A 25,557-nucleotide genomic window follows, 5' to 3' on the forward strand; every position below is an offset into this window, starting at 1 on the left:
AGTTCTCAAGGAACGGACGCTTCCTTCGAGCCGCATTCCTGCGGACCCTCCGGGCGCTTCGTTCTTTCGTGTTTCCAGCTTATCAGATCCGAGCTTGTGCTCTTTCCCGACTCGCTTTCGTCTTTCGCGGCCTGACGGCCCGTCCGACGTTTCAAACTCTAGCCGATCCCCGCTCCGAAAAGCGAATCGGCCGCAATCTCCGAAAAAACGCACGACGAATACGAACGGGGACGCGAAAGAGACGCGACCCGTCACGGATCCAGCGGTTTGTTTCTCAGGGGATTGGCCGCCCCGGGACCGTCCACGCAGATGCGTGCTCGGTGCTCCCTGTCAGGCAACTCGAAGAACTGTACATACCTGGGGGCCCGGGATCAAGTGGTGCCGGCGGACGGCACCTGGAAGACCAGGATCGCGACGTCGTCGTCGTGCTCGGCGGTGACGCCCAGGGCGCGCAGGAGGCGGGAGCAGACGGTGTCGGGGGTGCTGACCGGGCCGGTGAGGGTGTGGGCGAGGTGGTCGATGCCCTGGTCGATGTCCTGGTCGCGGCGTTCGACCAGGCCGTCGGTGTAGAGGACGCCGGTGGTGCCGGGGAGGAGGCGGAGGGTGTGGGAGAGGTGGCCGGCGCCGCCGGTGCCGAGGGGTGGGCCGTTCTGTTCCTCGCCGCGCAGGACGGTGCCGTCGGGGCTGCGGAGGAGGAGGGGGAGGTGGCCGGCGGAGGCGTAGACGAGGGTGGTGGCGGCCGGGTCCCAGACGGCGTAGGTGCAGGTGGCGATCTGGTTGGCGTCGATCTCCATGGCGAGGCCGTCGAGGAGGGTCATCACCTCGTGCGGGGGGAGGTCGAGGCGGGCGTAGGCGCGGACGGCGGTGCGGAGCTGGCCCATGACGGCGGCGGCGCGCAGGCCGCGGCCCATGACGTCGCCGATGACCAGCGCGGTGCGTCCGCCGCCGAGGCCGATGACGTCGTACCAGTCGCCGCCGACCGCGGCGTCGGCTCCGCCGGGTTGGTAGGTGGCGGCGACGTGGAGGTCGGCGGGCTGTTCGAGTTTCTGCGGGAGGAGGCTGTGCTGGAGGGTGACGGCGGCCTCGCGCTGGCGGCGTTCGGCTTCGCGGAGGCGGCCGGCGGACTGGACCTGGTCGGTGACCTCGGTGGCGAAGACCAGGACGCCGGTGGGGGTGGCGTGTTCGTCGGGGCCGAGCGGGACGCAGGCGATGTTGTAGTAGCGGTTGCCGCCGAGGCCGAGGATGCAGCGGGACTTCACGCTGCGCGGGCGTCCGCTGCGCAGGACCTGGTCGAGCAGCGGGAGGACGCCGAGGGTGGCGAGTTCGGGGAGCGACTCGGCGGCGGGGCGGCCGGGGGTGCGGGCGCCGAACAGGTCGCGGTAGGCCCGGTTGGCGTAGCCGAGTTGGTGGTGGGGGCCGTGGGTGAGGGCGACGGGGGCGGGGAGCCGGCGCAGGACGTCGCGGAAGTCGTAGGGCTGTTCGGCGTCGCGGGGGTCGGGGCAGGGGGCGGCCGGGTCGCGCGGGGCGGGAACGGTGACGGGTTCGTCCGCGGTGGCGGGAGTGGCCCGCCAGGCGGCTCCGGTGAGCCGGGCGCTCCAGCGCATGAGGTCCAACGTTGGCCGCTTCCTCGGGGACTGATGGGAGGTGGTGCCGGTCGACGGGCAGCTGCGGTGTGATGATCACCATGCGTATGCGGGTCTGCACTCGCCGTAATGGTTCCACCGGGGTTGATCCTGTCAGGCTCCGGGGTGATTCCGGAAGTCGTGCCATCGGTACGGCGCGTTCGGTGAGGTGCGCGCCGGTGGTGCACTCCCGTGCGACGGGTGAAGACGGAGAGAGAAGGCGGAGGAAGAAGGCGGAGGCGGTGCGGGCGTCAGGTGCCGGGGCCGGTGGTGAAGCCGGACTCGAACTCGGCCCGGGGGTGCTCGATGGCGCCCAGGGCGACCACCTCCCGGGGGAAGAGGCCGCCGAACAGCCAGTCCGTCAGCACCCGGATCCGGCGCTCCCGGGTGGGGAGGCGGCGCAGCTGGCGGACGCGGTGCAGCCACCAGGCGCGGCGGCCGGTGAGGCGGGTGCCGCGGCGGGTGTGGGCGACGGCGCGGTGCAGGCCGAGCGAGGTGGAGCAGGCGGGGTCTTCGGGCCGGTAGGCGGTGAGGGGTCGGCCGGCCAGCTCCGCGGCCAGGTTCTCGGCGAGCAGTCTGGCCTGGGCGAGGGCGTGCTGGGCGTTGGGGGCGCAGGGTTCGCCGGTGTGGTCGGGGACGGCGGCGCAGTCGCCGGCGGCCCAGGCGTCGGGCAGCGGGAGGCCGTCGGGGGTGGCGATCCGCAGGGTGGGCAGGCAGGTGATCCGGCCGGCGGCGTCGAGCGGGAGGTCGGTGAGGGCGAGGACGGGGGCGGGGCGGATGCCGGCCGTCCAGACCAGGGTGCGGGCGGCGAAGCGGCTGCCGTCGGAGAGCGTCATGCGCTGGTCGGCGGCGGACTCCAGCGTGGTGGAGAGCCGGACGTCGATGTTGCGTTCGCGCAGTTCGGCGAGGGTGTGGGCGGCGAGTTCGGGGGTCTCCTCGCCGAGGATGCGGTCCTTGGCCTCGACCAGGATCCAGCGCAGGTCGTCGGGGTCGAGGTTGTGGTAGCCCTTGGTGGCGGTGCGGGCCATGTCCTCCAGTTCGGCGAGGGCGCCGACGCCCGCGTAGCCGGCTCCGACGAAGACGAACGTCAGTGCGGCGTGGCGGAGTTCGGGGTCGCGGGTGGAGGAGGCCAGGTCGAGCTGTTCCAGGACGTGGTTGCGCAGGGCGACCGCCTCGCCGACGGTGGCGAAGCCCATGCCGTGCTCGGCCAGGCCGGGGACGGGGGCGGTGCGGGAGACCGAGCCGGGGGCCATCACCAGGACGTCGTAGCGGACTTCGGTGGGCAGCCGGAGTTCGCCGCGCGGGGCGGCGTCCACCCAGGCGGTGCGGGTGGCGTGGTCGATCCTGGTGACCCGGGCGGTGAGCACCCGGCAGTCGGGGAGCGCGGTGCGCAGCGGGACCACCACGTGGCGCGGGTCGATGGTGCCGGCGGCGACCTCGGCCAGCAGCGGCTGGAACGTCAGGTAGGGCTGGGGTTCGACGATCGTCAGTTCGATCCGGCGGGTTCTCAGCCGGTCGCGCAGCAGCTGCTGGAGGCGCAGCGCGGAGCTCAGTCCGGCGCAGCCTCCGCCGATGATCAGGACTCGAATGGGGCACCTCCGGCCGGCCCTGGTGCTGTGACCCGTTTCACGTTCCCCCTATGACGCACCCGGTGGTGGGCTCTTGTCCACAGTCAGGGCCGGATCGGTCCGAATCCGGCCGGGAAAGCGGGCGCCGCCGGGGTTGCCGGGCCGGGCGGGGCGTCTTCCGCGGGGGCGGGCGGGGGTGGTGCGGAGAGCGGGGGCGGGGGGCGGGAATGTGTACGTCCGACCGTTCGTCCGGCTTTCGTCCGTTCGCACGTCCGATCGCCCGTCCGGCGGTGCGGAGCGGGGTGGAGCGGGGCGGTTCGAACTGACGGCTCGTCAAGGTCCGGCAAAGGAAGGCAAGTCGGGGTGAACGGGGGCGTCGCCCGGCCCGATGATCGGGCTGTGATTCGTCTCACGTGGGTCCGCGGCGGGGGCGTGCGGGGATTTGTCCGCACGTGGGGGCCGGGTCGGACCGGTCCGGGGCGATCAGTGGTGCACTTCTGCGGCGAACTTCCTTGAACTATGGTCGGATTGTGCTTCGGACCGCCAATGGCGCCGGTCCGTTCGCCCTGGACCTGGTGGCGTCGACGCGACTGCACGGGAGCCGTCAGGGGAAGGTAGTGCGCGGACGTCGGACCACGGCCGGTGTCGGCGGCGCACACCAGGGGGCGTAGTAGCCGTTCGGGTACCCGGGACGGGGTGCCCCGGGGGAGGTTTGGCATGTCGGAGCAGGATCAGGTCGCGGGCCGGGTGCCGGTCGCGGCGTTCGGGAGGGCCGCGGTGGACGTGGTGCCGGAGCAGCGCGGTCCTGGCGAGCGGGAGCGGTACGCCTTTCCGCCCGGTGAACGCGAGCGCGAACGTGAGCGCGAACGTGAGCGCGAGCGCCAGGGCGAGTCCGGGCGCGGGGCGGGTTCGCGGTTGCGGGTGGACGCCCGGCGGAACCTGGAGAGCGTGCTGCGGGCCGCCCGCGAGGTGTTCGGCGAACTCGGCTACGGAGCGCCGATGGAGGAGGTCGCCCGGCGGGCCGGGGTCGGCGTGGGCACCGTGTACCGGCGGTTCCCCAGCAAGGAGGTGCTGGTCCAGCGGATCGCCGCCGAGGAGGTGTCCTGGCTGACCGCGCAGGCCCGGGAGTCGCTGTACGGCGGGCTGACCGGCCCGTGGGACGCGCTGGCGGGCTTCCTGCAGCGGGCGGCGGCCTCCGGCGCGGGGCGGCTGCTGCCGCCGGAGGCGTTCCGGTACGCCGAGGAGATCGGCCGGGTGCCCGAGCAGCGCGGCACCGAGCTGCGGGCGTTCGGCGGCGCGCCGGTCGCCGAGGGCGAGCAGAGCGCCGATCCGCGGCTGCTGCTGCAGTTGCTGGCGGCGCTGGTGGCCCGGGCGGGCGCGGCCGGCGAGCTGCGGCCCGGGGTGACGGTGGCCGACGTGGTGCTGGTGCTGACGGCCGCGGTGCCGGTGCACGCCTCCGCGGCCGTCCCGGTGCGGGAGGGCGAGCCGGAGGGCGGGGCCGGACACCGGCTGCTGCAGATCCTGCTCCAGGGCCTGCGCGCGGCCTGAAATCGCCCGGTGCGCGGCCGTTCTGACGCACCGTGCGGGCGCCTCTCCGGCGGGCGGGTTCCGGGGAGCGGCCGGGACGCGCCGTTCGGGTGACGGGACGCCGCCCGGCGCGACGCTCCGGCCGGGGGCGCGCGGAACGTTCCGGGTACGCGCGGTGCTTGCGCGGCCGAGGTTCGAACAGGTCCGCGAGCGGCGGCCCGGACGGGTGGGACGGGGCGGACCCGGCTACCGGTGGTCGCCGCGCTATGCCATTCTTTGCCCGTGGTTGGAGCCATTGTCCCGTTGCGCACCGTGACCGCCGTCGAATCCGAGGGGCGGCCCGTGCCGTGCGCCGTGCGGCGGGGCGGGGCCCGGTGAACCCCGACGAGCAGGGCGACGCGGGCGAGTTCGGCTCCGGCCTGGAGACGCCCGGCCAGGTGCCGGACCAGGGCGGCAGCCCGGCCCGCGAGTCGCTGACCGGCCGGGTGCCCGGCCAGGCGCCGGCCGGACGGGGCGGGGTCGCCCCCGAGGCGTTCATCGGCGAGGAGCTCCCGTCCCGCGCCGTCGTACCCGCCCCCGCCGACCCGGTGGACGGCGAACGGCCCCCTTCCGACTCCGAGTTGACCGCCCTGGTGCGGGCCGGGGACGACGCCGCGTACGAGGAGATCTACCGCCGGCACGCGGACGCCGTCCGCCGCTACGCCCGGACCTGCTGCCGGGACAGCTTCACCGCGGAGGACCTGGCGGGCGAGGTGTTCGCCCGCACCCTGCAGGCGCTCAAGGCCGGCAAGGGACCCGAGTTCGCCGTCCGGGCCTACCTGTTGACGGCGGTGCGCAACGTGGCCGCCGCCTGGGCCCGCTCGGACCGGCGCGAACAGCTGGTCGACGACTTCACCGGCTTCGCCGAAGCCTCCGCCGCCACCGTCGAGTTCGACCTCGCCGACCCGGGCGCGGACGCCTGGGCGCTGGCCCTGGCCGACCAGCGGATGGTGATGCGCGCGTACGCCGAACTGCCCGAGGACGACCGGGTGGTGCTCTGGCACACCGAGGTCGAGCGGGAGTCGCCCAAGACGGTCGCGGTGATGCTCGGCAAGACCGCCAACGCCACCGCCGTCCAGGCCCACCGGGCCCGCGACCGGCTGGCCGCCGCGTTCCTCCAGGCGCACGTCTCGGGCAGCCAGGAGTCCGGCTGCGCCGGGTACGCCAACCGGCTCGGCGCGTACGCCCGCGGCTCGCTGCGCAAGCGCGCCTCGGCGGAGGTCGGCAAGCACGTCCAGGACTGCACCCGCTGCACCGCCGCGTACCTGGAGCTCGCCGACATCAACCACGGCCTGCGGGCGGTGCTGCCCGGCGGCGCGCTGCTCTGGGTCGGCAGCGGCTGGTTCGCGGTGGCGGCCGCGGCGGTCGGCGGCGCCGCCGTCACCGGGGCGGCCGTGGGCGGGGCGGCGGTGGCCGGCGGTGCGGCGAGCACCGGGGCGGCGACGGCCGCGGGGGCGGCCGGGGGCGCCGGTCCGTCCGGCGGCGGGGCGGCGGCAGCGGCCGGGGAGGGACTCGGCACCGCCGCGAAGGCCGGGATCGCGGCCGGGATCGCCGTCGTCGCGGCGGCGGTCGCCGCGTTCGCGCTGACCGGTTCGCCGGAGCCCGCGCCCGCGGTGGCGGCCCCGCCGGTGGTCACCGCACCGCAGGCTCCCCCGCCCGCCCCGGCCCCGGCCCCGCGTCCGACGCCGTCCCCCGCGCCGACGCCGACGCCGACACCCACCCCGACGCCGAGCCGCACGCCCGCGCCGAAGCCCACCCCGTCCCCGACGCCCAAGCCGAAGCCGAAGCCGTCCCCGACGCCGACGCCGACCCCGCGGCAGGTGCCGCCGCCGTCCCCGACGCCCACCCCGAGCCCGACGCCGACGCCCACCCCGACGCCCCCGGTGGTGACCTCGCGCCAGTTCTGGCTGGACGAGCTGCCGCTGGACCGGGGCCGGCGCGCCGTCCCCGACACCCCGACCGTCCGCGGCGGCCAGGTCCTGCAACGGCCCGCGGCCTGGCTGCACGGCACCCGCTACGCGCACGTGCTGGCGGCCCCGGTGCCGTCCCGGGTGACCGTGGACCTGAACCGCGCCTGCCGGTCCTTCGACGCCGTCGCGGGGCTGGACGACTTCGGCGTGAGCTACGGCGAGGCGGTCTTCTCGGTGCAGGGCGAGGACGGACGGGTGCTGTGGAGCTCCCCCCGGATGTCCGCGGGCGACCGCCCGGTGCCGGTGCACGTCCCGCTGGACGGCCGGACGTCGATCCGCCTGGTGGTCACCCCGGTCCGCGGCTCGTTGCCGGTGATCGACCTGGCGGACTGGGCGCAGGCCCGGATCACCTGCTGAACCCGGCGGTTCGGCCGGTCGGGCGCGACGACCGGCCGGGCGCGGCGGTCAGCCGAGCCGGGCGGTGAGCGCCTGCTGACCGCGGGCGATCCAGCGCACCGGCCAGCGCAGCAGCAGGACCAGGCAGAGCGCCCAGCCACCGGCGTGGACGGCCCAGACGCCCGCCATGGTCGGCCCGCCCCACGCCTGGTGGTAGTCGGTGTGCAGGTACCAGAGCGGGTAGCCGAAGTTGCGGACCGAGTTGAAGACCGCGTAGCCGAACAGCAGCAGGGCGGACGCGTCCAGCGGCAGGCCGAGCAGGAGCCGGGCCAGCCGCCGGCCGACGCCCGTCGGCCCGGGCTGCAGGCGCTCCGCCGCCGTCCGCCGCCCGGCCAGCAGCAGCGCGGTCGCGGCCAGGCCGGCCGGCAGGGCCAGACCGGCCCGGAGGACGGGGACGGCCGCGGCGGCGGTCCGGCGGCCCGGGACGGCGGTCCGAGGGCTGGTCGCGGGCACGGTCACGGCCATCTGCGGGCTCCTTCTGCGCGGTACTTGCCGGTCTCCCGGCGGACACCCGCCACCTTCCCGGAGCGGGGCGGTACGGGTCATCACACCGGGGAGCCGGACCGCCGTCATACCGGGGTACTACCCGCGCCGTCCGTCGCCGCGCCGGTCGAAGCGCCGGGTGGCACCGGGCGGCGCCGGGTCAGATCGCGCAGGCGCCGTCCTCGCAGGTGTCGGCGGGCGGGGCGAGCGGGGTGATCCGCTTGGCGGTCTCGGCCTCGACCTGGCGCAGGACCTGGAGGAAGGTCTCGGCCTCCTGGCCGCCCTGGACGGCCCACTGGCCCTCGAAGACGAAGGTCGGGACGGCGGTGACGCCGATGGCGCGGGCCTCGGCGAGGGCGGCGCGCGTCTCGGCCTCGCCCTCGGTGCCGGCCAGGTAGGCCGCGGCCCGGTCGCGGTCGATGCCGGTCTCGGCGGCCAGGGCGGCGAGCGCCTCGACGTCGCCGACGTCGACGCCCTCGGAGAAGTGCGCCTTGAGCAGCCGCTCCTTGAGGGCGGCCTGGACGGCGGTGCCGTACTCGGTCTCGGCGAGGTGCAGCAGGCGGTGGGCGCGCAGGGTGTTGACCTCCAGCGCGGCGTCGAAGTCGTAGTCGATGCCGACGCTGCGGCCGACCTCGGTGATCCGGGCGTCCATGGCGAGGGACTGCGGCCCGTAGCGCTCGGCGAGCCACTCGCGGTGCGGGCGGGCCTGCTCGGGGGCGTCGGGGACGAGCTGGTAGGGGCGGTAGACCACCTCGACGCCGTCCTTGCCCTCGAACCGGTCGAGTGCCTGCTCGAAGCGCCGCTTGCCGACGTAGCACCAGGGACAGGCGATGTCCGAGTAGATTTCGACCTTCATGGCGGGCGGGCTCCTGTCCGGCGGTTCGGGTGCTCCCGGGCGACCGGGGGCGGCCGTCCGACGGAAGGTGAACGCTCAACCATCCGCGGACATTCCGGTCAGGCCCCCGCGGTTCGGTCCCCTCAGGCCCCCTCGGCGGGGGGTGCGGGGACGACCAGCACCGGGCAGGTGGCGTGGTGCACGGCCGCGGTGCTGACCGAACCGAGCAGCAGCCGGCCGAAGCCGCCGTTGCCGCGGGTGCCGACCACCAGGGTGTGCCGTCCGTCGGCGGCCCGGAGCAGCACCTCGATCACGTTGCCGAGGACGACGTACAGGGCGAGCTGCCCGGCGTACGGGCGGACCCGGGCGGACTGCACGGTGGCGACGGAGCGGCGCAGGCCGTCCGCCATGCTCTCGGTCAGCCGCTCGATGCTCTCCTGGACCAGGTCGGCCATGCCCGGCGGGTAGCCGGTCGGCGAGGGGTTGACCGCGGCCAGGACGTACAGCGGGAGGTGGTGCGCCTCGGCCTCGGTCATGGCGCGGTCGAGGGCCCAGAGCGCGGCGTCCGAGCCGTCGCAGCCGGTGAGGATCGCGGCGCCGGGCGGCGGCGCCTCGTGGTGCACGGGGAGGGTGGCGGTCATGGCGCGCGCTCCGGGAGGGACTCGGGGCTCAGCGGGTCGGGGGTTCCCGACGCTATCCGGCGCGCGGCCGGCGGCGGGGCAGGCGCACCCGGTCCGGGGTCAGGTTTCCAGGGCGGCGCGGGGCGCGGCGGGCAGGCCGGTCCAGGAGGAGCCGGGGCGGCGGGCGGCCAGGCGGCGCAGCCAGAGTTCGGCGGCGACCAGGTCGGCGAGGGCGGCGAGGGTGCCGGGCGGGGCGTTCCCGGCGGGGTCGGTGGCGGCGGCGAGCGCCTTGCGGGCGGCGGGGGCGTCGAGCAGTCCGGCTTCGGCGAGCAGCGGGCGGTCGAGGAGTTCGGCGAGTGCGGGGGCGGCGGCGCGCAGGCCGCGGCGGGCGGGTGCGTGCGGGTCGGGGCCGGGGGCGCGGCCCCAGTCGGCGGGGAGGTCGGTGCGGCCGGTGCCGGCCAGCACGGCGGCGAGCAGGGCGTGCCGGGCGCCGGGTTGCAGGCGCAGGTCGTCGGGGAGCAGCCGGGCGGCGCGGACCACCTGGTTGTCGAGGAAGGGGGCGTGCAAGCGCTGGCCGTGCTGTTCGGTGGCGTGCACCAGGGTGCGGTAGTGGGCGGCGTGCCGGTGCAGGGCGAGCCGGGCGCGGCGGGCGCCGGGGGCCTCGGTGGGGGCGCTGCCGCGGGCGGCGGTGCGCAGGTGCTGGGCGAGGGCGGCGAGCGGTTCGTCGGCGAGCAGGTGGGCGGCGGGGCCGGGGCGGTGCCAGGCGAGGTCGGCGGCCAGGGCGCGGCCCACCGTCCTTTCGGACGCCGGTTCCTGACGGAGCGTCAGGTGGAGTGCCAGGTCGTCGAGGGCGTCGGCGTAGCGGGCGCGGGCGAGGCGGCGGGCGGCGCGCAGCACGGTGACGGGGGTGTGCAGGGTGCCGGTGAGGGCGCCGGCGGTGGCCCGGTCGGCGCCGGCCAGGGCGGCGAGCGGGGCGAGCAGGTCGAGCGAGCGGCCGGCCCGGACCAGGTCGGCGAGCCGGGCGGGGTGGCCGTCCAGGACCTGGCGGGCGCCGTGGCCGGTGAGGTGGTCGGCGCCGCCGGCCCGGTGGGCGGCGGTGTGCCGGGCGGCGTGGACCAGGGCGGGGCCGGGTTCGTCGGTGAGCGGGCCGGCCAGGGGGTCGGCGAGGCCGGCGTACGGGGCGACCGGCGGGACGAGCAGGTGGCGCAGGCGGGGGGCGTGCACGGCGAGGGCGGGTCCGTCGGGGTCGCCGAGGGTGACGGCGGGGAGGGTCTCGGGTTCGGGCGGTTCGGCGCGGCGGGCCCAGGAGCCCTTGACGGCGCCGGTGCGGGCGGCGGGCCGTTCGGGCCCGGGGTCGGTGCCGGGGCCGGACGGCAGCGGGACGGCGGCGGCCAGCAGGGCGACGGTGGCGGAGGCGGTGCCGTAGGAGAGGTCGACGCCGAGCCGGGGCCGGTCGGCGGGCCCGGTGGCGCGGACCCGGCAGCGGACGGCCTCCAGCAGGGCACGGGTGAGTTCGCGGACGGCGGGGGCCTCGGCGCGCTCCTCGGCCCCGCTCTCCGGGTAGGGCGTGTGGCCGGGCCGTCCGCCGCGGATGCCCAGCGCGTGTCCGGGCGGGACGCGGCGCACGCCCCGGTAGGGGGTGCGGTCGCCGAGCGTCTCGGGGGTCTCGGGGGTGGCCAGCCGGGCGGCCAGGTGGGCGGTGTCGACGGGGGCGCCGACCAGGTCGGCGAGCGGGAGGGCGGCGGTGGCGTAGGCGGTGCCGCCGGCGAACGGGGTGTGGAAGACCGGCTGGGCGCCGGCGAGGTCGGCGAGCAGCACGGTGGAGCGGGTGCCGGCCCGCAGCACGACGGTGTAGCTGCCGGGCCAGTGGGTGAGGTGGCGCAGCGCGCCGCCGCGGGCGGCGGCCAGGCCGTCGGCGAGTTCGCGGTCGGTGGCGCCGCAGCGGCCGGCCACGGCGAGCCGCAGGGTGGCGGGGGTGTCCCGGTCGGCGCTGTCGGCGGGGTCGTGCGGGTCGAGCCCGCCGCGGACGGTGGCGGGGCCGCCGGGGCGGAGCACGGCCAGCCGCAGTTCGTCGGGGCGCCAGTCGCCGACCGCCCAGAGCGGGTCGGGGCCGCCCCAGAGCAGGGTGCCGGCGATCGGGCGGACCGCGGCCAGGGCCGGGTCGGCGGCGGTCAGGCCGCTCCAGCCGGTGAGCCACCGCATCGCGCCTCCACCTGTGGTGCCGCGGCGCGCGGCGGACCCCCGGGCGGGCGTACGGGGTCGGCGCGCCGTCAGGAGACATCGTGCCACCGATGGGGCGGGTGAGCGCCAGGCTTTCGGGGCCGCGGCGGAACGCACGGGCCAGGCCTCCCCCTCCGGGGCCCGGGCCGTGCGGGTCTCGAACTCCCGTCCGGCGCACGGGCGGTGGCCTGGAACGGCGGCGCGGAGGAGGGCCGCGACCGTCGCGGGTCGGCCGAAGTTGGCCGAAAGCCGTCGCACGGCCCGGGAGGGCATCCGCATGCCCTCCCGGACGCGCAGCTGCCCGCGGGGAATTGAGGCAGCGTTTCCCCCGGCCCGCCGGGTCCTCGGCGGCGGGCCGATCCACAGCCTCCAGCGAATCGCCCACCTGCCGCTGCGGCCAGGGAGCACGGGTGGCGCACGCGGGCACGGGACCGGAGCACGGGCGTCCGGCAACTGCCCGCAGGACGTCCGGCGGGCGTCCGGGCGCCGGTCCCCGACGCGGCGCGTTCCCGCCAACCGGAATGCGACCTCTTAACCGTCGGAACGCGGACGACTACGCTAGGTGCAAGCAGTCCGGTGGCCCACTGCGGTTCGCCGCGGCCCGCCGCCATCCGCGCACGACGTCGCCAGGGGGTGCCACCGCCACCATGACCGTCAGCTCACGAGGGCCGAACGACCGGCTCGGGGCACTCCTCGCGCTCGCCCAGATCAGCAACGCCGGGCTCGCCCGCCGGGTCAACGACCTGGGCGCGCAGCGCGGCCTGACCCTCCGTTACGACAAGACCTCGGTGGCCCGCTGGGTGACCAAGGGGATGGTCCCGCAGCGCCCGGTGCCGCACCTGATCGCCACCGCGCTCGGCAACAAGCTCGGCCGCCCCGTCCCGCTGGAGGAGATCGGCCTCGCCGACTCGCACCCCACGCCCGAACTCGGGCTGGAGTTCCCGCGCGAGGTCCCGGAGGCGGTCCGCTCCGCCACCGAGCTGTGGCGGGTCGACCTGGACCTGCGGCGCGGCCCCGGCGGCGGCCGGTGGAGCGACAGCCTGGCCGGGACGTTCTCGGTCGCCGCGTACGCCACGCCCGTCTCGCGCTGGCTGATCACGCCCGCCGACGGCTCGGTGGCCCGCGAGGCTGTCCCCGACCTGACCGGCAGGGGGGCACCTCCCGGTTCCCCCGGGAACCGGGGGAGGGTCGGGCACGCGGACGCCGCGAAGCTCCGCGAGGCCGCCCAGGAGGCCCGCCGCTGGGACTCCAAGTACGGCGGCGGCGACTGGCGCTCCTCGATGGTGCCCGAGTGCCTGCGGGTCGAGGCCGCCCCGCTGCTGCTCGCCTCGTACAGCGACGCGGTCGGCCGGGCGCTGTTCGGCGCCACCGCCGAACTGACCAGGCTGGCGGGCTGGATGGCCTTCGACACCGGCCAGCACGAGGCCGCCCAGCGCTACTACATCCAGGCGCTGCGGCTGGCCCGCGCGGCCGGGGACGTGCCGCTCGGCGGCTACGTGCTGGCCTCGATGAGCCTCCAGGCCGCCTACCGCTCCTTCCCGGACGAGGCCGTCGACCTCGCCCAGGCCGCCCTGGAGCGCAACCGGGGCCTGGCCACCGCCCGCACCATGAGCTTCTTCCACCTGGTCGAGGCCCGCGCCCACGCCAAGGCGGGCAACGCCCCGGCCTGCGCCACCGCGCTGGCCGCCGCCGAGACCGCGCTGGACCGCTCCCGCCCCGGCGACCCCGACCCGACCTGGATCGACTTCTTCGCCTACGACCGCCTCGCCGCCGACGCCGCCGAGTGCTTCCGCGACCTGGGCGTCCCGTCCAAGGTCCGGCAGTTCACCCGCGAGGCGCTGGCCCGCCCGACCGAGGGCTACGTCCGCTCGCACGGCCTGCGGCTGGTGGTCTCCGCGATGGCCGAGGCCGAGGCGGGGGACCTGGACGCCGCGGTGGCCGCCGGGGAGCGGGCCGTCGAGGTGGCCGGGCGGATCTCCTCGTACCGCAGCCGCGAGTACATGGTCGAACTGCTGCGCCGCCTGGAGCCGTACCAGCACGAGCAGCGGGTCAAGGACCTCACCGAGCGCGCCCGACTGGTCCTGGCCACTTCCTGACGCGCACCGCCGCACCGGCCCCCGCCCGTGGCACCATCTGGGCGGGGGCCGGTGGTCCGCGGAGCGGAGGGTGGCGGGGATGAGGCACGACGTCCGGGTCCTGGTGGTCGGCGGCGGCATCGTCGGCCTGTCCACCGCGTACGCCCTCACCCGCGAGCACCCCGGCGCGGACGTCGCCGTCCTGGAGAAGGAGGACGCCCTCGCCGCCCACCAGACCGGCCGCAACAGCGGGGTGATCCACAGCGGCGTCTACTACCGGCCCGGCTCGCTCAAGGCCCGGTACGCCACCGACGGGGCCCGCGAGATGGTCGCGTTCTGCCGCGAGCAGGGCATCGCCCACGAGGTCACCGGCAAGCTCATCGTCGCCACCGACCCCGCCGAACTCCCCCGGCTGGCCGCCCTCGCCGACCGCGGCCGGGCCAACGGCATCCCGCTGACCGCGCTCGACCCGGCCGGCATCCGCGCCCACGAACCCGAGGTCACCGGCATCGCCGGACTGCACCTGGCCACCACCGGCATCTGCGACTACCCCGCGGTGGCCCGCCGCTACGCCGCGCTCGCCGGCGAGCGCGGCGCCGAACTGCGCCTGAACACCCCCGTCCTGGGCGTCGACCGGCGTCCGGACGGCGTCACCGTCACCACCCCGCACGGCGAGATCCGCTGCGCGGTGCTGGTCAACTGCGCCGGACTGCACAGCGACCGGATCGCCCGGCTGGCGGGCGACGACCCGGGGGTGCGGATCGTGCCGTTCCGCGGCGAGTACTACGAACTGACCGAGGAGCGGCGGGAGTTGGTGCGCGGACTGGTCTACCCCGTCCCCGACCCGGCGTTCCCCTTCCTCGGCGTGCACCTCACCCGGGGCATCCACGGCGACGTCCACGTCGGGCCGAACGCGGTGCCCGCGCTGGCCCGCGAGGGCTACGACTGGCGCACCTTCAGCGCCCGCGACCTCGCCGAGACGGTGCGCTTCCCCGGCACCTGGACGATCGCCCGCCGGCACTGGCGCCACGAACTCGGCGAACTCCACCGCTCGCTCTCCAAGCGCGCCTTCACCACCGCCGTCCGCCGCCTGCTCCCCGCCGTCACCGAGGCCGACCTCGTCCCCGCCGCCGCGGGCGTCCGCGCCCAAGCCGTCGCCCGCGACGGCACCCTCCTCGACGACTTCGCCTTTGCCGGCTTCGACCCCGCCGACCCGCGCTCCACCCGCCGGGTCGTCCACGTCCTCAACGCCCCCTCCCCGGCGGCGACGGCCTCGCTCGGCATCGGCCGCGAGGTCGCCCGCCGAGCGGTGGCGGCCCTCCGGGCGGGGTGACGCGGGGAGTTCCGCGCACGGCCGGGGGCGCGCCCGGCCGGGTGGACGCCGGCAAGGTCGCGGGACAGGGCAGGCCCCCGTCCCGCGTCGCGATCCTGCGGTGCGTGCTCGACGGGCCGCGCAGTCCCCCGCACCCCCGACTCCGCCCTGCCGGTACGTGTCCTGTTCGCGCCCGCCGGCCTGCCCGGGGGCTCCCTTAGACTGGTGCGATTGTGACCTCCTCCGCCCCCAGCCCCCAGTTGTCCGCGTCGGCCCGGCTCTCCGCCGCCCCGGCGGCGTACCCCGCGCCGATGTACCCGCACAAGGCCACCGAGGCCCAGCACCGCGAGCAGCGGATCCGCAGTTTCCAGCCGCGCCGTGGTCGGATGACCAAGGCGCAGGCGGGTGCGCTGGACCGCGGGTGGGAACGGTTCGGGCTGGCGATCGACGGGACCCCGCTGGACCTGCCGGAGCTGTTCGCGGGCCGGCCGGTGACGCTGGAGATCGGCTTCGGGATGGGCGACACCACGGCCGCGATGGCGGCCGCCGACCCGTCCGCGGGCATCCTCGCGGCGGACGTGCACACCCCCGGCCACGGCAACCTGCTGCAGTTCCTGGAGCGGGACGGCTCGGAGAACGTCCGGCTCGCGGCGGGCGACGCGGTGATCCTGCTGCGCGACATGCTGCCGGACGCCTCGCTGGCCGGTCTGCGGGTGTTCTTCCCGGACCCGTGGCCGAAGCCGAAGCACCACAAGCGCCGGCTGATCCAGGCGTCGTTCCTGGAACTGGTGCTGCCCCGGCTGGCCCCGGGCGCGCTGGTGCACTGCGCGACCGACTGGGAGCCGTACGCGGAGCAGATGCTGGCGGTGCTGGGCGCCTCGCCGGAGCTGGAGAACCTGCACCCGGAGGGCGACGGTTCGGGCTGGCTGGAGCCGGACGGGCACCCGGCGGGCAGCGTGCCCGGGTACGCGCCGCGACCCGGGTGGCGGCCGGTGACCAAGTTCGAGCGGGCCGGTCTGGCCAAGGGCCACGTGGTGCACGACCTGCTGTTCCGCCGCCGCTGAGCCGGTAGCCGCGGTCGGCGGTCGCCGGGCGGTCGCTCAGGTCGCTCAGGCGGTGGCCTTGCCCGCGGCGACCAGCGCGGTGAGCGCGGTGCGCTGGACGTAGGCCAGCAGGGCGACCGTCACCGTGCTCATCGCCAGCGCGAACAGCACGTGGCCGAGCGTCGAGGCGACCGCCGCGCCGAGCAGGCCGAGCACCAGGTGGCTGCCCAGCCGCAGGGCGACCAGGCCGATCGCCACGTTGCGGGTGCCCTTGCCGCGCCACAGCAGCTTCGCGAGCTTGAGGCGCCGGCGCATCAGGGTGAGCGAGACGCCGAGGTTGACGGCCGCCAGCAGGACCAGCGCGGGCCAGGCCGAGGGGGCGGCCCGCAGCAGGTCGAAGGCCCCGGCGAGGACGCCCTCGAAGCCGAAGAACCAGACCGGCAGCCGCATCTCCGCGACGCTCGGCCGCGAGGCGTCGGCGGTCCCGGCGGCCCCGGCGGTCTCCACGGCCCCGGCGGTCTGCGTGGCCCCGGTCGCGGTGAAGGCGGTGGCCGTCTCGAACCCGATGCTGCTCATGGTGTCTCCCCCGTGTCGTCCCCGGCCGCCCGGTCGCTCCCCGGCGGTGCCACCACTGTGCCCGCGCGGCCCGGTCCCGGCCCAGGAGCTGCCGTCACCGACCCGGCATGACGGATGTCACGGGCCCGGCCGGGCGGTGGGGGGCGTTCCGCTCCGCTGACGATCGGTCACCTCGCGGGTACGGATTGTGCCGACCCCTCCCCCCGGGGCGGCGGCTTCGCCTACCCTGCTGCAGGTGAGCAGTCCGCCCAGCGGCGGGGCCTCCTCCGGGCCGCCCGTGGGGGCCGACGCCCTGGCCGCCGATCCCCCGACGCCCCCCACCGGTTCTCGGCCGCTCCCGGAACCGACCGCGCGCCGGTCCGGCGGCCTGCTCCCGGACGTGCCGCCGCGCCCGGTGCCGAGCGGGCGCATCCCGGGGCAGCAGGGCGGCCCGGTCACGGGCGGCCCGGTCACGGGCGGCCCGGTCACGGGCGGCCCGGTCACGGGCGGCCCGGTCACGGGCGGCCCGGTCACGGGCGGCCCGGTCACGGGCGGCCCGGTCACGGGTAGTCCGGTCACGGGTAGTCCGGTCACGGGTAGTCCGGTCACGGGTAGTCCGGTCACGGGTAGTCCGGTCACGGGTAGTCCGGTCACGGGCACCGCGGCGGCGGTCTCGCTGTGGCGGCGGCTGTGGCCGTTCCGGCGGCCGGCGCTGTCCTCGGCGGTGGCGGCGCTGGCGCTGGCGGGTTCGGGGGTGCTGATCCTGCGGCTGGTGCAGCGGCAGACCGGGACGACCGGGCTGCTGGTGGGGCTGGGCCTGGCGCTGCTGCCGCTGCCGTTCGTGCTGGGGGCGCTGGCCTGGCTGAACCAGACCGCCCGGGTGCCGCTGCGGCACCTGCTGTTCTGCCTGGCCTGGGGGGCGTGCGCGGCGACCACGATGGCGATCCTGGCGAACGGCTGGGCGAGCGACTTCCTGATCGCCCACCAGGGCGCCCGGGGGGAGACCCTGGGCGCGGAGTTCGCGACGCCGCTGATCGAGGAGCTGGCGAAGGGCGCGGCGCTGCTGGTGCTGCTGCTGCCGTTGCGGCGGCGGCACCGCTGCGAGCAGGGCCGCCCGTGCGCCGGGTGGCGCCGGCTGCTGTGGCACTGGCCGGGCCCCGGCCGTCCCGCGCACTTCCGCCCGGCCCCGGCGGGCCGCCAGCGGGCCCGGTCCTCCCCGCGCACCCTGGCGGCGGGCACGGTGCTGGGCGGGGTGACGGCCTGCGGGTTCGCGTTCACCGAGAACGCGCTCTACCTGGGGCGGGCGTTCACCGCGGACCGGCAGGCCCGGCTGGACGCGATCGGACAGGGCGGGGCGCCCAGCCTGCGGGACTTCGACGGGACGGTGCACACCTTCGTGCTGCGGGCACTGCTCTCGCCGTTCGCGCACCCGCTGTTCACCGCGCTGACCGGGCTGGGCCTGGCGATCACCCTGACCACCGGCCGGCGCTGGTTGGCCCGGCTCGGCGCACCGGCGGGCGCGCTGCTGGCGATGGGCCTGCACGGGGTGTGGAACGCGGCGGCCGGACTGGGCACGGACGGCTTCCTGCTGGTGTACGGGCTGGTGATGGTGCCGTGCTTCGCCGCGCTGGTCAGCTTCGCGGTGTGGGCACAGACCCGCCGCACCCGGCAGCCGTCCCGCCCGGGCTGACCGGCGGCCGGACAGGGACGGGACGGGCTGAGCCGGGCTGGGCCGGGCTGGGCCGGGCTGGGCACGGACGGCCGAGGGGCTGTCCCGACCTGCGCGGATGCTCGGCCGGGAAATGGATTTCCCTTTCCCGCCGGCCTCACGTAGAGTCGTGTTCACCGACGCGGGGTGGAGCAGCTCGGTAGCTCGCTGGGCTCATAACCCAGAGGTCGCAGGTTCAAATCCTGTCCCCGCTACTCAGTAGCACGAAGGCCCGGAAGCATCGCTTCCGGGCCTTCGCCGTGTGTCCGGAGGTGCTGCCGTTCGCCGGTGTGACGGGTGCGTCCCGTGATGGGGTAGGGTGGTGTTCACCGACGCGGGGTGGAGCAGCTCGGTAGCTCGCTGGGCTCATAACCCAGAGGTCGCAGGTTCAAATCCTGTCCCCGCTACTCAGTAGCACGAAGGCCCGGAGGCAACGCCTCCGGGCCTTCGCCGTGCCCGCCCGGAGGTCGGCCGGACGGTCGGTCGGAAGGTCGGCCGAATAAATCCGTTGCCTCTCCCGGCGGGCGGTGCCTATGGTGGCGGCACACTGAAAGGAGGTGATCCTGAGTTGAGTTCTTTCAGGATGCGTGAGGTGGCTGCTCGCTAGAGCCGCCCCTGCCTGCGCAGCGGTGAGGCCGTTCGGTCTCCGGCTCAGGCGAATTTCCAGCAGTCACCCGGCCCGTGGGCTCACCGGTACATCCCCGGTGCCTCGGTCGCCGTCCCCAGCGGGACGGTCCGAGGAGCAGCCCGCGGGCCGTCTGCGTTCTCGGAGGTCCGGGAGGTCCCGGGGGTCCCGGGGGCCGTCGCCCCGCGCCGGGGCGGGAAGCCGTGGCGGCGGGCCGCCGCGGTGACGGCGAGGACGGGCAGCAGCAGGGCGAGGGCGAACGGGGGCAGCGCGCCGGGGCCGCCCAGGTCGAGCAGCAGCCCGCCGACGGCGCCGCCGAGGCCCATCGCGGTGTTCCAGGTGGCGACCAGCAGGGTCTGGCCGCGTTCGCCGCCGGCGTCGGCCACCGCGGTCTGGAACAGCGGGGCGGCGCCGCCCCAGCCGAGGCCCCAGAGCGCGGCGGCGAGCAGCACCAGGGGTGCGGCGGGCGCGGGCAGCAGCAGGAGGGCGACGGCGGCGAGGAACGCGGTGCCGGCGGCCAGCGTGAGCCGCCGCAGCCGCCGGTCGACCAGCGCGCCGGTGGCGGCGAGCCCGACGACGGCGGCCAGGCCGAGGACGAGCAGCAGCAGGTCGCGGCGGTCGGCCGCGCCGTAGTGGTCGAGCAGCGCGGCGATGTAGGTGTAGAGCACGTTGTGGGCCAGGACGTACGCGGCGGTGACGAACAGCACGGGCCGCACGCCGGGCAGGCGCAGGGCGGCGCGGACGGGTTCGGGGCGGCCGGAGCGGCGTCCGGGGGCGTCGGGGACGGCGGCGGCGATCCACAGCAGCAGGGCGGCGGCGAGGACGGCGACCAGCGCGAAGGTGGGCCGCCAGCCGATCAGCCGGCCGGACCAGGTGCCGAGCGGGATGCCGAGGGAGAGCGCGAGCGGGACGCCGATGCCGGTGACGGCGATCGCCCGGCCGTGCAGGGCGGGCGGGGTCAGGCGGCGGGCGTAGCCGACGAGCTCGGCCCAGATCGCGGCGACGGCGACCCCGGCGGCGATCCGGACGGCCATGGTGAGCGGGTAGGACGGGGAGAGCGCGGTGACGGCGTCGGCCAGCAGCAGCACGGCGACGGCGGCCAGCACCAGGCGCTTGCGGGACCAGTGGGCGGTGGCCCGGGCCAGCGGGATCGCGGACAGGCCGGTGGCCAGGGCGTAGCCGGTCAGCGACTGGCCCATCGCGGATTCGCCGACCCGCAGGTCGTGGGCCATCTCGGGGAGGACGCCGGCGGGCAGCGCCTCGGTGACGATGCCGAGGAAGGCCGCGGTGGCCAGGGCCAGCAGCGGGGACCAGCGCAGCCGGGGCGCGGACGGGGTGGTTGCCATGCGGGTATGGTCGAACTCTGACATCGATGTGAGAGTCAAGTCCTTCCGGCGGGCCGGGGACGGCGGACGGAGGAGCCGGTGCGGATCGGTGAACTGGCGGCCCGGACGGGGGTGGCGCCCCGGCTGCTGCGCTACTACGAGGAGCAGGGGCTGCTGAAGCCGGGCCGCTCCGCGAACGGCTACCGGGAGTACCAGGAGCCGCTGGTGGAGCGCGTCCGGCAGATCCGCTCACTGCTGGCCTCGGGCCTGTCCACCCGCACCATCCGCACCGTGCTGCCCTGCCTGACGGACGGCCAGTTCCACGTCCGGGACGCCGCGCCGGAGACGCTGGCGGTGCTGGAGCACGAGTACCGGCAACTGGCGGAGCGGGCGGAGTGCCTGGCCCGCAGCCGGGACGCGGTGGGCGCCTACCTGGGGGCGGTGCGCTCGCTGCGGGCGGCCGGGCGGTAGCCGGGGCGCGGCGGGTGGGCCGGGCGCAGCACCAGCACCCGGCCGGTGGCACCGGTGCGCAGGACGCGGCTGGCGATCCGGTGGTGGCGCAGCGCGGCGCGCAGTTCGGTCAGGTGCGGGCAGCGCCGGCCGCGTTCGTCGTACAGCGGGAAGACCCGGACCTCGCCGTCGGGGGCGGTGACCCGGACGAGTTCGCGCAGCGCGCGGAGCTGCTCGACGGGGCCGAAGACGGCCGGGTAGGCGAACAGCAGGTAGGAGCTGAGGGTGAGCGCGAAGGTGCCGTCGGCGAACGGGAGCCGGGGCAGCGCGGCGGCCACGTAGCGGTCGGGGTGGGCGGTGGCGTCGGCGGTGAACAGCCGGCGGGCGCGGTCCCAGCTGCGCAGGTACTTCTCGGGGCGGCGCAGGGCGGGCAGGTGTCTGCGGGGGTCGCGGCGGATGGCGGCGGCCATGGTCGCCCGGCCGTCGGCGGCGAGCGCGGCGAGGCGGTGCGGACCGAGCGCGTAGCCCGGGTCGGCGGCGACCACCTCGCAGCCGAGCGCGCGGGCCTCGGCGGCGAGCGCGGCGGCCCCGCCGGGGCAGTCCAGGACGGGGCCGGGCAGCCGGGCCAGTTCGACCCGGGTGAGGCCGAAGCAGGCGCAGTACTCGTCCAGCGGCCGGGAGGTGACCAGCACCGGCGGAGCCTCCGCGGGCCGGGAGAGCCGGGCGAGGGTGGTCGGGCACATGCGGGGCCTCCGGACGTTCGACGGGCCCGGGGTGCGGCCCGGGCCCGTGGTCATCCGACCACGGGCCCGGGGGTGTCGCACGTCCAGCCGGTGCCGGGGGCGCGACCGACGCGGGAGGAGATCCGGCCGTCGACCGGTCGGCGGCGGAGGTCCGCACGACCCCGGGGAGACCGGGCCCCGACCGAAGGGTCGGCTGGCGACCGGGAAGCCGAACGGCACCCGCAGGCTCGGCCACCGACGGAGAGCAGGGCTCGGACGGCCGACGGCGGAAGCCCGACCGGCCCCGGCAGGACCGGGCACCGGCCGGGGAGTCGACCGACGACCACGAGGCCGAACAGCAACCACCAGCCCAGCCACCAGCAGAGAACTCGGCCGACGGAAGGCCGACTGGCCCCGGAGGGACCCGGGCCCCGGCCGGGGAGTCGACCGACGACCACCAGCTCAGCCACCGGCGAAGAACTCGACCGAAGGCGGAAACCCGGCCGGCCCCGGGAGGACCGGGCACCGGCCGGGGAATCCGCCGACGGCCGCGAGGGCGAACGGCGGCTGGGGGCTCAGTCGTTGGCGGAGAGGAGGGCCCGGGCGGCGAAGCGGTGGATGCCGGTGAGGCCGCGGATCAGCTGCGGGGTGAGGAGGACGAAGACCAGGCCGAGCACGCAGACGCCGGCGATCTGCCAGGGCTCGGTGAGCTCGTAGACGTGCTGGACGCCGTGGGAGTCGCGCCAGTCGGCGACCCGGTAGCCGTCCCAGGGGGTGTAGCGGCCGAACACCCACTGGTAGGCCGGGAACAGGGCGAGCGACCAGCCGAGGCAGAAGAAGGTCACCGAGAGCGTGAAGCTGAGGATCGCCCAGGGGAGCATGACGAACTGGTGCAGCGCGGCCTTCCAGCCCGCCGGGTCGGCCAGTCGGCCGGTGATCCGGCCCCAGACGCCCTCCCGGCGGACGGTGATCTCCGGCGGAGTGGGCAGTTCCTCGCCCAGCAGGGTGCGGATCCGCAGCCGCTCGGCGGCGCCGAGGCCGCGGGCGACGGCCAGCAGCAGGGCGAGGACGGGCAGGCCGATCGCGGTGAGGGAGAGGCCGAGGCCGGCGCAGAACAGCGGCACGACCAGGGCGAAGCCGAGCACCGCCATCGGCAGCCCGCTGAGCACGTAGCCGAGCTGCTGGAAGGTGCGCCGGGAGAACGGGGCGCGCCAGAACCCGGGCCGGTCGAGGTGGCCGCCAGGGCTGGTGACGGGGTACGCAGCGGTGGACATCCGCGGTCCTTCGGGTCGTCGGGCGGCCCCGCCGGTCGGCGGTGCCGGGCACGTGCTCCAATCTGCCGCAGCGGCCCGGCCGGGGTAATGACGCCTGCTGCCGAATCCGTGGTGGGGTTAACCCCCGTCCCGCCCTGCGGCCCGCTCTCCCCCGGACGCGACGGACGCGACGGACGCAGCGGACGCGACAGGCGCTACGGACGCGACGGCCCGGCCCACGGCGGGCCCGGCCACTCGGGGGCCAGCAGCGAGTACTGGAGCGCGTCGTGCCACCCGCCGTCCCGGTGCGACTCGGCCCGGATCCGGCCCTCGTACCGGAACCCGGCCCGGGCCAGCAGCCGGACCGAGGCGGTGTTGGCGGGGTCGCAGCGGGCCGCCAGCCGGTACAGGCCCAGGGTCTCGAAGCCGAGCGCGCACAGCAGCGCGGTGACCTCGGTGGCGTACCCGCGGCCCCAGGTGTCGCGGCGCAGGACGCAGCCGAGCTGGGCCGCGTGCCCGTCCTCGCGGGTGAGCGCGGCCTGGCCGACCGGCTCGCCCGACGGGTCGTCGACGGCCAGCCGGTAGTGCGTCCGGGGCTCCTCCTCGGCGGCCTCCAGGTACAGCTCGACCTGGTCGGCGCAGTCCTCGAAGTCCCGCACCCCGAACGGGAGGTGGCGGACCGTCTCGGGGTCGCCGTGCACCGCGTGCAGGGCGGCCACCTCCTCCGGGGTGTGCCGGTACTCCCGCAGGGTGAGCCGGGGGCCGCGCAGCCGGAGGGTCTCCATGGCCGCCGACCCTACCGGGCGCCGGTCCGGGGACCGGCTACCGTACCGGGGTGGACGACGACGACCTGCACCTGCTCCCCCGTACCCGCGCCGCCGATCTGCTGAGCTGGGCGGACGGGGCGGGGCTCGACCCGGTGCCCGAGCCGGCGGTGCGGACCGTGCTGACCCTGCTGGAGCTGGGCGGGGCCCGGCTGCACGAGGGCCTTCCCGAACTCACCTCCCCGGTGCTGGAGCACCTGCTCTACGAGCAGCTCCACCTGTACGTGCAGCCGGACGGCGACCCGGCGGCGTACCCGGCGGCGGTGCGGCTGCTGATCGAGTGGCAGCGGGCGGCCCGGCGGCTGAACGCCAAGCGCGCGGAGAAGCTCCGCGCGGAGGCCGACTGGCAGGGCGAGGTGCTGCTCTCCCTGCTGCGCCGCTCCGACCTGGTGACCTGGCCCCGGCTGTACGCCCTGCTGCTGCGCGCGGACGGGGTGCCGACCGCGGACCTCGGTGCGGTCCGGGCCTGGCTGGCGGCGTTCCGCGAACTCCCGGAGGAGGAGCGCTTCGCCGCCTTCGACCGGGTGCCCGGCCTGGACGGGGACGGCCACTGGGACCAGCCGGGACGGCCGCTGCTGATCGGCGTCTCCACCGACGGGGCCCGGCGGCTGCTGGAGCAGGGCCTGATGCGGCGCAGCTACCGCAACCTCGCCGAGCTGAACGCCCGCGGACTGCCGATGCCCGCCGAACTCACCGGCGCGTTCGAGGAGTTCGAGGAGGCGGTGGCGCAGGCCGCGATCGACCTGTGCGGCGAGTGGACCGTCCCGGGGCTGCCGCGGCTGCTGCTGGAGGAGTTCCCGGAGCTGGCCCCCGAGGAGTACTGAGCGGGCCGGGGCGGCCGGGCGCGAGAGGGCCGCGCACCGCCCCGGGCGGGGCCTAGGGCCGGAGGCCGAGGTGGTGCAGCCAGGGGAGGGGGTCGACGGGGGCCGCGCCGCCCGGGCGGACTTCGAGGTGCAGGTGGGGGGTGGTGGCGTTGCCGGTGGCGCCGACGGCCCCGAGGACGGTGCCGGGGGCGACCCGGCCGGCGGGGGCGGCGATCCGGGAGAGGTGGCAGTACCAGAGCTCGGTGCCGTCGGGGAGGGTCTGGATGACCCGGTAGCCGTAGGTGCCGGACCAGCCCGCCGAGGTGACGGTGCCGGCGGTGACGGCGGTGACGGGGGTGCCGGTGCGGGCGGCGAAGTCCAGGCCGGTGTGCAGGTGGGCCCAGTGCGCACCGGGCTGGGCGGACGGGTCGGCCAGCCGGTAGCCGGCGACCGGCAGGACGGCCTCGGCCGCGGTGGCCTCGGTGGCCGCGGTCTCGGGCGCGGCCGCGGTCTCGGCCCGGCGGTCGGCGTGCTTGGCCTCCGCCTCCTGCGCGGCGGCGACCCGGGCGGACTCCTCGGTGGCGGTGCGCTGCCCGTCGGCCTGCTGGAGGATGCGGGCGGCCAGGGCGAGGCCCGGGTCCGCGGCGAGCAGTCCCTCGGAGGCTTCGTCGGCGGCGGCGACGGGGGCCGGGGCCGGTGCGGCGGCCTGGGCGGGGGCGGCGGCGAGGCCGGTGGCGCCGAGGGCGGCGGTCATCGCGGTGACGCCCAGCAGCGGTGCGCCGACGCGGGCCTGGCGGGGCAGCCGGGGCCGGACGGGTTCGGTCTCGACCGGGTGGTCGAGCAGCTGGGTGCCGGTGCTCTCGGTGTAGGTCGACGCCACGGGGGCGCGCTCCTTCCTTCCCTGCCGCCGACCGGGTTAGCTGACGGGTTCGGAGGTGGAAGGTCTCCTACGGTCGGGCCCAGGGCCGTCCCGATTCACCCCGGTGGAACGTGGTTCCCCGGCTCCCGGGCCCGACCGCGGGGGTGGGCCCGATGGATTAGGCGTGGCGCACGGTGCCGCATGGTTACGGCGTTGCCGACCGCGCTGCGTTATCAAACGTTAATCCTATGGACCCCATGATTCCAAGCGCCTACCGAGGTGCAGTGAAACTTTCCTGACGCCCTATGGGCGATTTGTGACGGTTCGCCAAGGGGCCCGGTTCCGGACATGACGGACCGTGACGGCGCGGTTGAGTATCCGTACTCACGACCCCCCGCGGCCCCCGGCGGGACCCTGGCCCCATGACCGCATCCGTGCCGCACCGCACCACCTCCGCCTACTACCTGCAGGCCGTCGCCTCCTTCGCGTTCGCCACGGCCGCCCTCGTCCTCGGGATCGCCTACCTCCCGGTCAGCGCCTGGATGCGCGCCTTCCTCGGCGTCGGCCTGCTCTACGAGATCACCTCCGCGTTCACGCTGGCCAAGGTGATCCGCGACCGCCAGGACGAGGGCGCGCTCACCAGCCGGGTCGACCAGGCCCGGCTGGAGAAGCTGCTCGCCGAGCACGACCCGTTCAAGGTCGACGGGATCTGACCGGACGGGG

Annotated in this window: 21 protein-coding genes, 2 tRNA genes and 1 riboswitch; of the genes, 11 read left to right on the top strand and 12 right to left on the bottom strand. The window is 76.4% G+C overall.

What is annotated here, in order from left to right:
- Positions 1-371 precede the first annotated feature (371 nt).
- The gene (locus ACIP60_RS33190; protein ID WP_400692057.1) at positions 372-1,604 is read right to left on the bottom strand and encodes a PP2C family protein-serine/threonine phosphatase; all 1,233 of its coding nucleotides are present in this window, start codon (positions 1,602-1,604) and stop codon (positions 372-374) included.
- A 269-nt stretch (positions 1,605-1,873) separates the two neighbouring features.
- A complete protein-coding gene (locus ACIP60_RS33195) occupies positions 1,874-3,211 on the bottom strand; it encodes an NAD(P)/FAD-dependent oxidoreductase (protein WP_400692063.1) in 1,338 nt (445 codons plus the stop codon).
- A gap of 696 nt (positions 3,212-3,907) precedes the next feature.
- Between ACIP60_RS33195 and ACIP60_RS33200 the strand changes: the two genes are divergently transcribed.
- Both ACIP60_RS33200 and ACIP60_RS33205 read left to right on the top strand, forming a co-directional pair.
- Positions 3,908-4,738 (top strand): TetR/AcrR family transcriptional regulator, encoded by an 831-nt coding sequence (locus tag ACIP60_RS33200; protein ID WP_400691807.1) that lies wholly within the window; start codon positions 3,908-3,910, stop codon positions 4,736-4,738.
- 353 nt (positions 4,739-5,091) lie between these two features.
- On the top strand, positions 5,092-7,083 hold the full coding sequence (locus ACIP60_RS33205; protein WP_400691809.1) for a sigma-70 family RNA polymerase sigma factor: 1,992 nt from the start codon (positions 5,092-5,094) through the stop codon (positions 7,081-7,083).
- Between the two features lie 48 nt (positions 7,084-7,131).
- On the opposite strand, the gene ACIP60_RS33210 is transcribed toward ACIP60_RS33205, so the two are convergent.
- The 4 genes from ACIP60_RS33210 to ACIP60_RS33225 form a co-directional block, all read right to left on the bottom strand.
- Positions 7,132-7,587, bottom strand: a complete 456-nt coding sequence (locus tag ACIP60_RS33210; protein ID WP_400691812.1) for a hypothetical protein — start codon at positions 7,585-7,587, stop codon at positions 7,132-7,134.
- A 178-nt stretch (positions 7,588-7,765) separates the two neighbouring features.
- Positions 7,766-8,461, bottom strand: a complete 696-nt coding sequence (locus ACIP60_RS33215) for a DsbA family oxidoreductase (RefSeq protein ID WP_400691815.1) — start codon at positions 8,459-8,461, stop codon at positions 7,766-7,768.
- 122 nt (positions 8,462-8,583) lie between these two features.
- A complete protein-coding gene (locus ACIP60_RS33220; RefSeq protein ID WP_400691818.1) occupies positions 8,584-9,081 on the bottom strand; it encodes a universal stress protein in 498 nt (165 codons plus the stop codon).
- 99 nt (positions 9,082-9,180) lie between these two features.
- Positions 9,181-11,262, bottom strand: coding sequence for an asparagine synthase-related protein (locus ACIP60_RS33225; protein WP_400691821.1), 2,082 nt, complete (start codon positions 11,260-11,262; stop codon positions 9,181-9,183).
- A 665-nt stretch (positions 11,263-11,927) separates the two neighbouring features.
- Here ACIP60_RS33225 and ACIP60_RS33230 point away from each other — a divergent pair.
- The 3 genes from ACIP60_RS33230 (at position 11,928) to trmB (ending at position 15,731) form a co-directional block, all read left to right on the top strand.
- Positions 11,928-13,376, top strand: coding sequence for an MFS transporter (locus ACIP60_RS33230; RefSeq protein WP_400691824.1), 1,449 nt, complete (start codon positions 11,928-11,930; stop codon positions 13,374-13,376).
- 79 nt (positions 13,377-13,455) lie between these two features.
- Positions 13,456-14,688, top strand: coding sequence for an L-2-hydroxyglutarate oxidase (gene lhgO / locus ACIP60_RS33235; protein WP_400691827.1), 1,233 nt, complete (start codon positions 13,456-13,458; stop codon positions 14,686-14,688).
- 212 nt (positions 14,689-14,900) lie between these two features.
- Positions 14,901-15,731, top strand: a complete 831-nt coding sequence (trmB, locus tag ACIP60_RS33240; RefSeq protein ID WP_100836879.1) for a tRNA (guanosine(46)-N7)-methyltransferase TrmB — start codon at positions 14,901-14,903, stop codon at positions 15,729-15,731.
- A gap of 45 nt (positions 15,732-15,776) precedes the next feature.
- Here the strand turns inward: trmB and ACIP60_RS33245 are convergent, their stop codons facing one another.
- Entirely contained in the window at positions 15,777-16,286 is a 510-nt protein-coding gene (locus ACIP60_RS33245; protein ID WP_400691830.1) for a hypothetical protein, read from the bottom strand.
- 703 nt (positions 16,287-16,989) lie between these two features.
- Here ACIP60_RS33245 and ACIP60_RS33250 point away from each other — a divergent pair.
- From ACIP60_RS33250 to ACIP60_RS33260, 3 genes are all read left to right on the top strand, one after another.
- Positions 16,990-17,955, top strand: a complete 966-nt coding sequence (locus tag ACIP60_RS33250; RefSeq protein WP_400691833.1) for a PrsW family intramembrane metalloprotease — start codon at positions 16,990-16,992, stop codon at positions 17,953-17,955.
- Between the two features lie 159 nt (positions 17,956-18,114).
- Positions 18,115-18,188, top strand: a tRNA-Met gene (locus ACIP60_RS33255).
- Between the two features lie 118 nt (positions 18,189-18,306).
- Positions 18,307-18,380: transfer RNA gene (locus tag ACIP60_RS33260), tRNA-Met, on the top strand.
- Between the two features lie 280 nt (positions 18,381-18,660).
- Here the strand turns inward: ACIP60_RS33260 and ACIP60_RS33265 are convergent.
- On the bottom strand, positions 18,661-19,944 hold the full coding sequence (locus ACIP60_RS33265; protein WP_400691835.1) for an MFS transporter: 1,284 nt from the start codon (positions 19,942-19,944) through the stop codon (positions 18,661-18,663).
- Between the two features lie 78 nt (positions 19,945-20,022).
- On the opposite strand from ACIP60_RS33265, the gene ACIP60_RS33270 reads away from it, so the two are divergent.
- Positions 20,023-20,394 (top strand): MerR family transcriptional regulator, encoded by a 372-nt coding sequence (locus ACIP60_RS33270; RefSeq protein WP_400691838.1) that lies wholly within the window; start codon positions 20,023-20,025, stop codon positions 20,392-20,394.
- On the opposite strand, the gene ACIP60_RS33275 is transcribed toward ACIP60_RS33270, so the two are convergent.
- From ACIP60_RS33275 to ACIP60_RS33285, 3 genes are all read right to left on the bottom strand, one after another.
- A complete protein-coding gene (locus ACIP60_RS33275; protein WP_400691841.1) occupies positions 20,352-21,116 on the bottom strand; it encodes a class I SAM-dependent methyltransferase in 765 nt (254 codons plus the stop codon). The genes ACIP60_RS33270 and ACIP60_RS33275 overlap by 43 nt on opposite strands.
- A 554-nt stretch (positions 21,117-21,670) precedes the next feature.
- A complete protein-coding gene (locus ACIP60_RS33280; protein ID WP_400691844.1) occupies positions 21,671-22,369 on the bottom strand; it encodes a sensor domain-containing protein in 699 nt (232 codons plus the stop codon).
- A 194-nt stretch (positions 22,370-22,563) separates the two neighbouring features.
- Positions 22,564-23,133, bottom strand: coding sequence for a GNAT family N-acetyltransferase (locus tag ACIP60_RS33285; RefSeq protein WP_400691847.1), 570 nt, complete (start codon positions 23,131-23,133; stop codon positions 22,564-22,566).
- 50 nt (positions 23,134-23,183) lie between these two features.
- Between ACIP60_RS33285 and ACIP60_RS33290 the strand changes: the two genes are divergently transcribed.
- Entirely contained in the window at positions 23,184-23,996 is an 813-nt protein-coding gene (locus ACIP60_RS33290; RefSeq protein WP_400691850.1) for a hypothetical protein, read from the top strand.
- A 52-nt stretch (positions 23,997-24,048) separates the two neighbouring features.
- Here ACIP60_RS33290 and ACIP60_RS33295 read toward each other — a convergent pair whose 3' ends face one another.
- Entirely contained in the window at positions 24,049-24,855 is an 807-nt protein-coding gene (locus ACIP60_RS33295) for a M23 family metallopeptidase (RefSeq protein WP_400691853.1), read from the bottom strand.
- 10 nt (positions 24,856-24,865) lie between these two features.
- A riboswitch (cyclic di-AMP (ydaO/yuaA leader) is annotated at positions 24,866-25,015 on the bottom strand.
- A 241-nt stretch (positions 25,016-25,256) separates the two neighbouring features.
- Here ACIP60_RS33295 and ACIP60_RS33300 point away from each other — a divergent pair.
- Entirely contained in the window at positions 25,257-25,547 is a 291-nt protein-coding gene (locus tag ACIP60_RS33300; RefSeq protein ID WP_100836888.1) for a YiaA/YiaB family inner membrane protein, read from the top strand.
- Positions 25,548-25,557: the final 10 nt, after the last annotated feature.

This window comes from Kitasatospora sp. NPDC088783 (assembly GCF_044750705.1).
GTDB lineage: Bacteria > Actinomycetota > Actinomycetes > Streptomycetales > Streptomycetaceae > Kitasatospora > Kitasatospora fiedleri.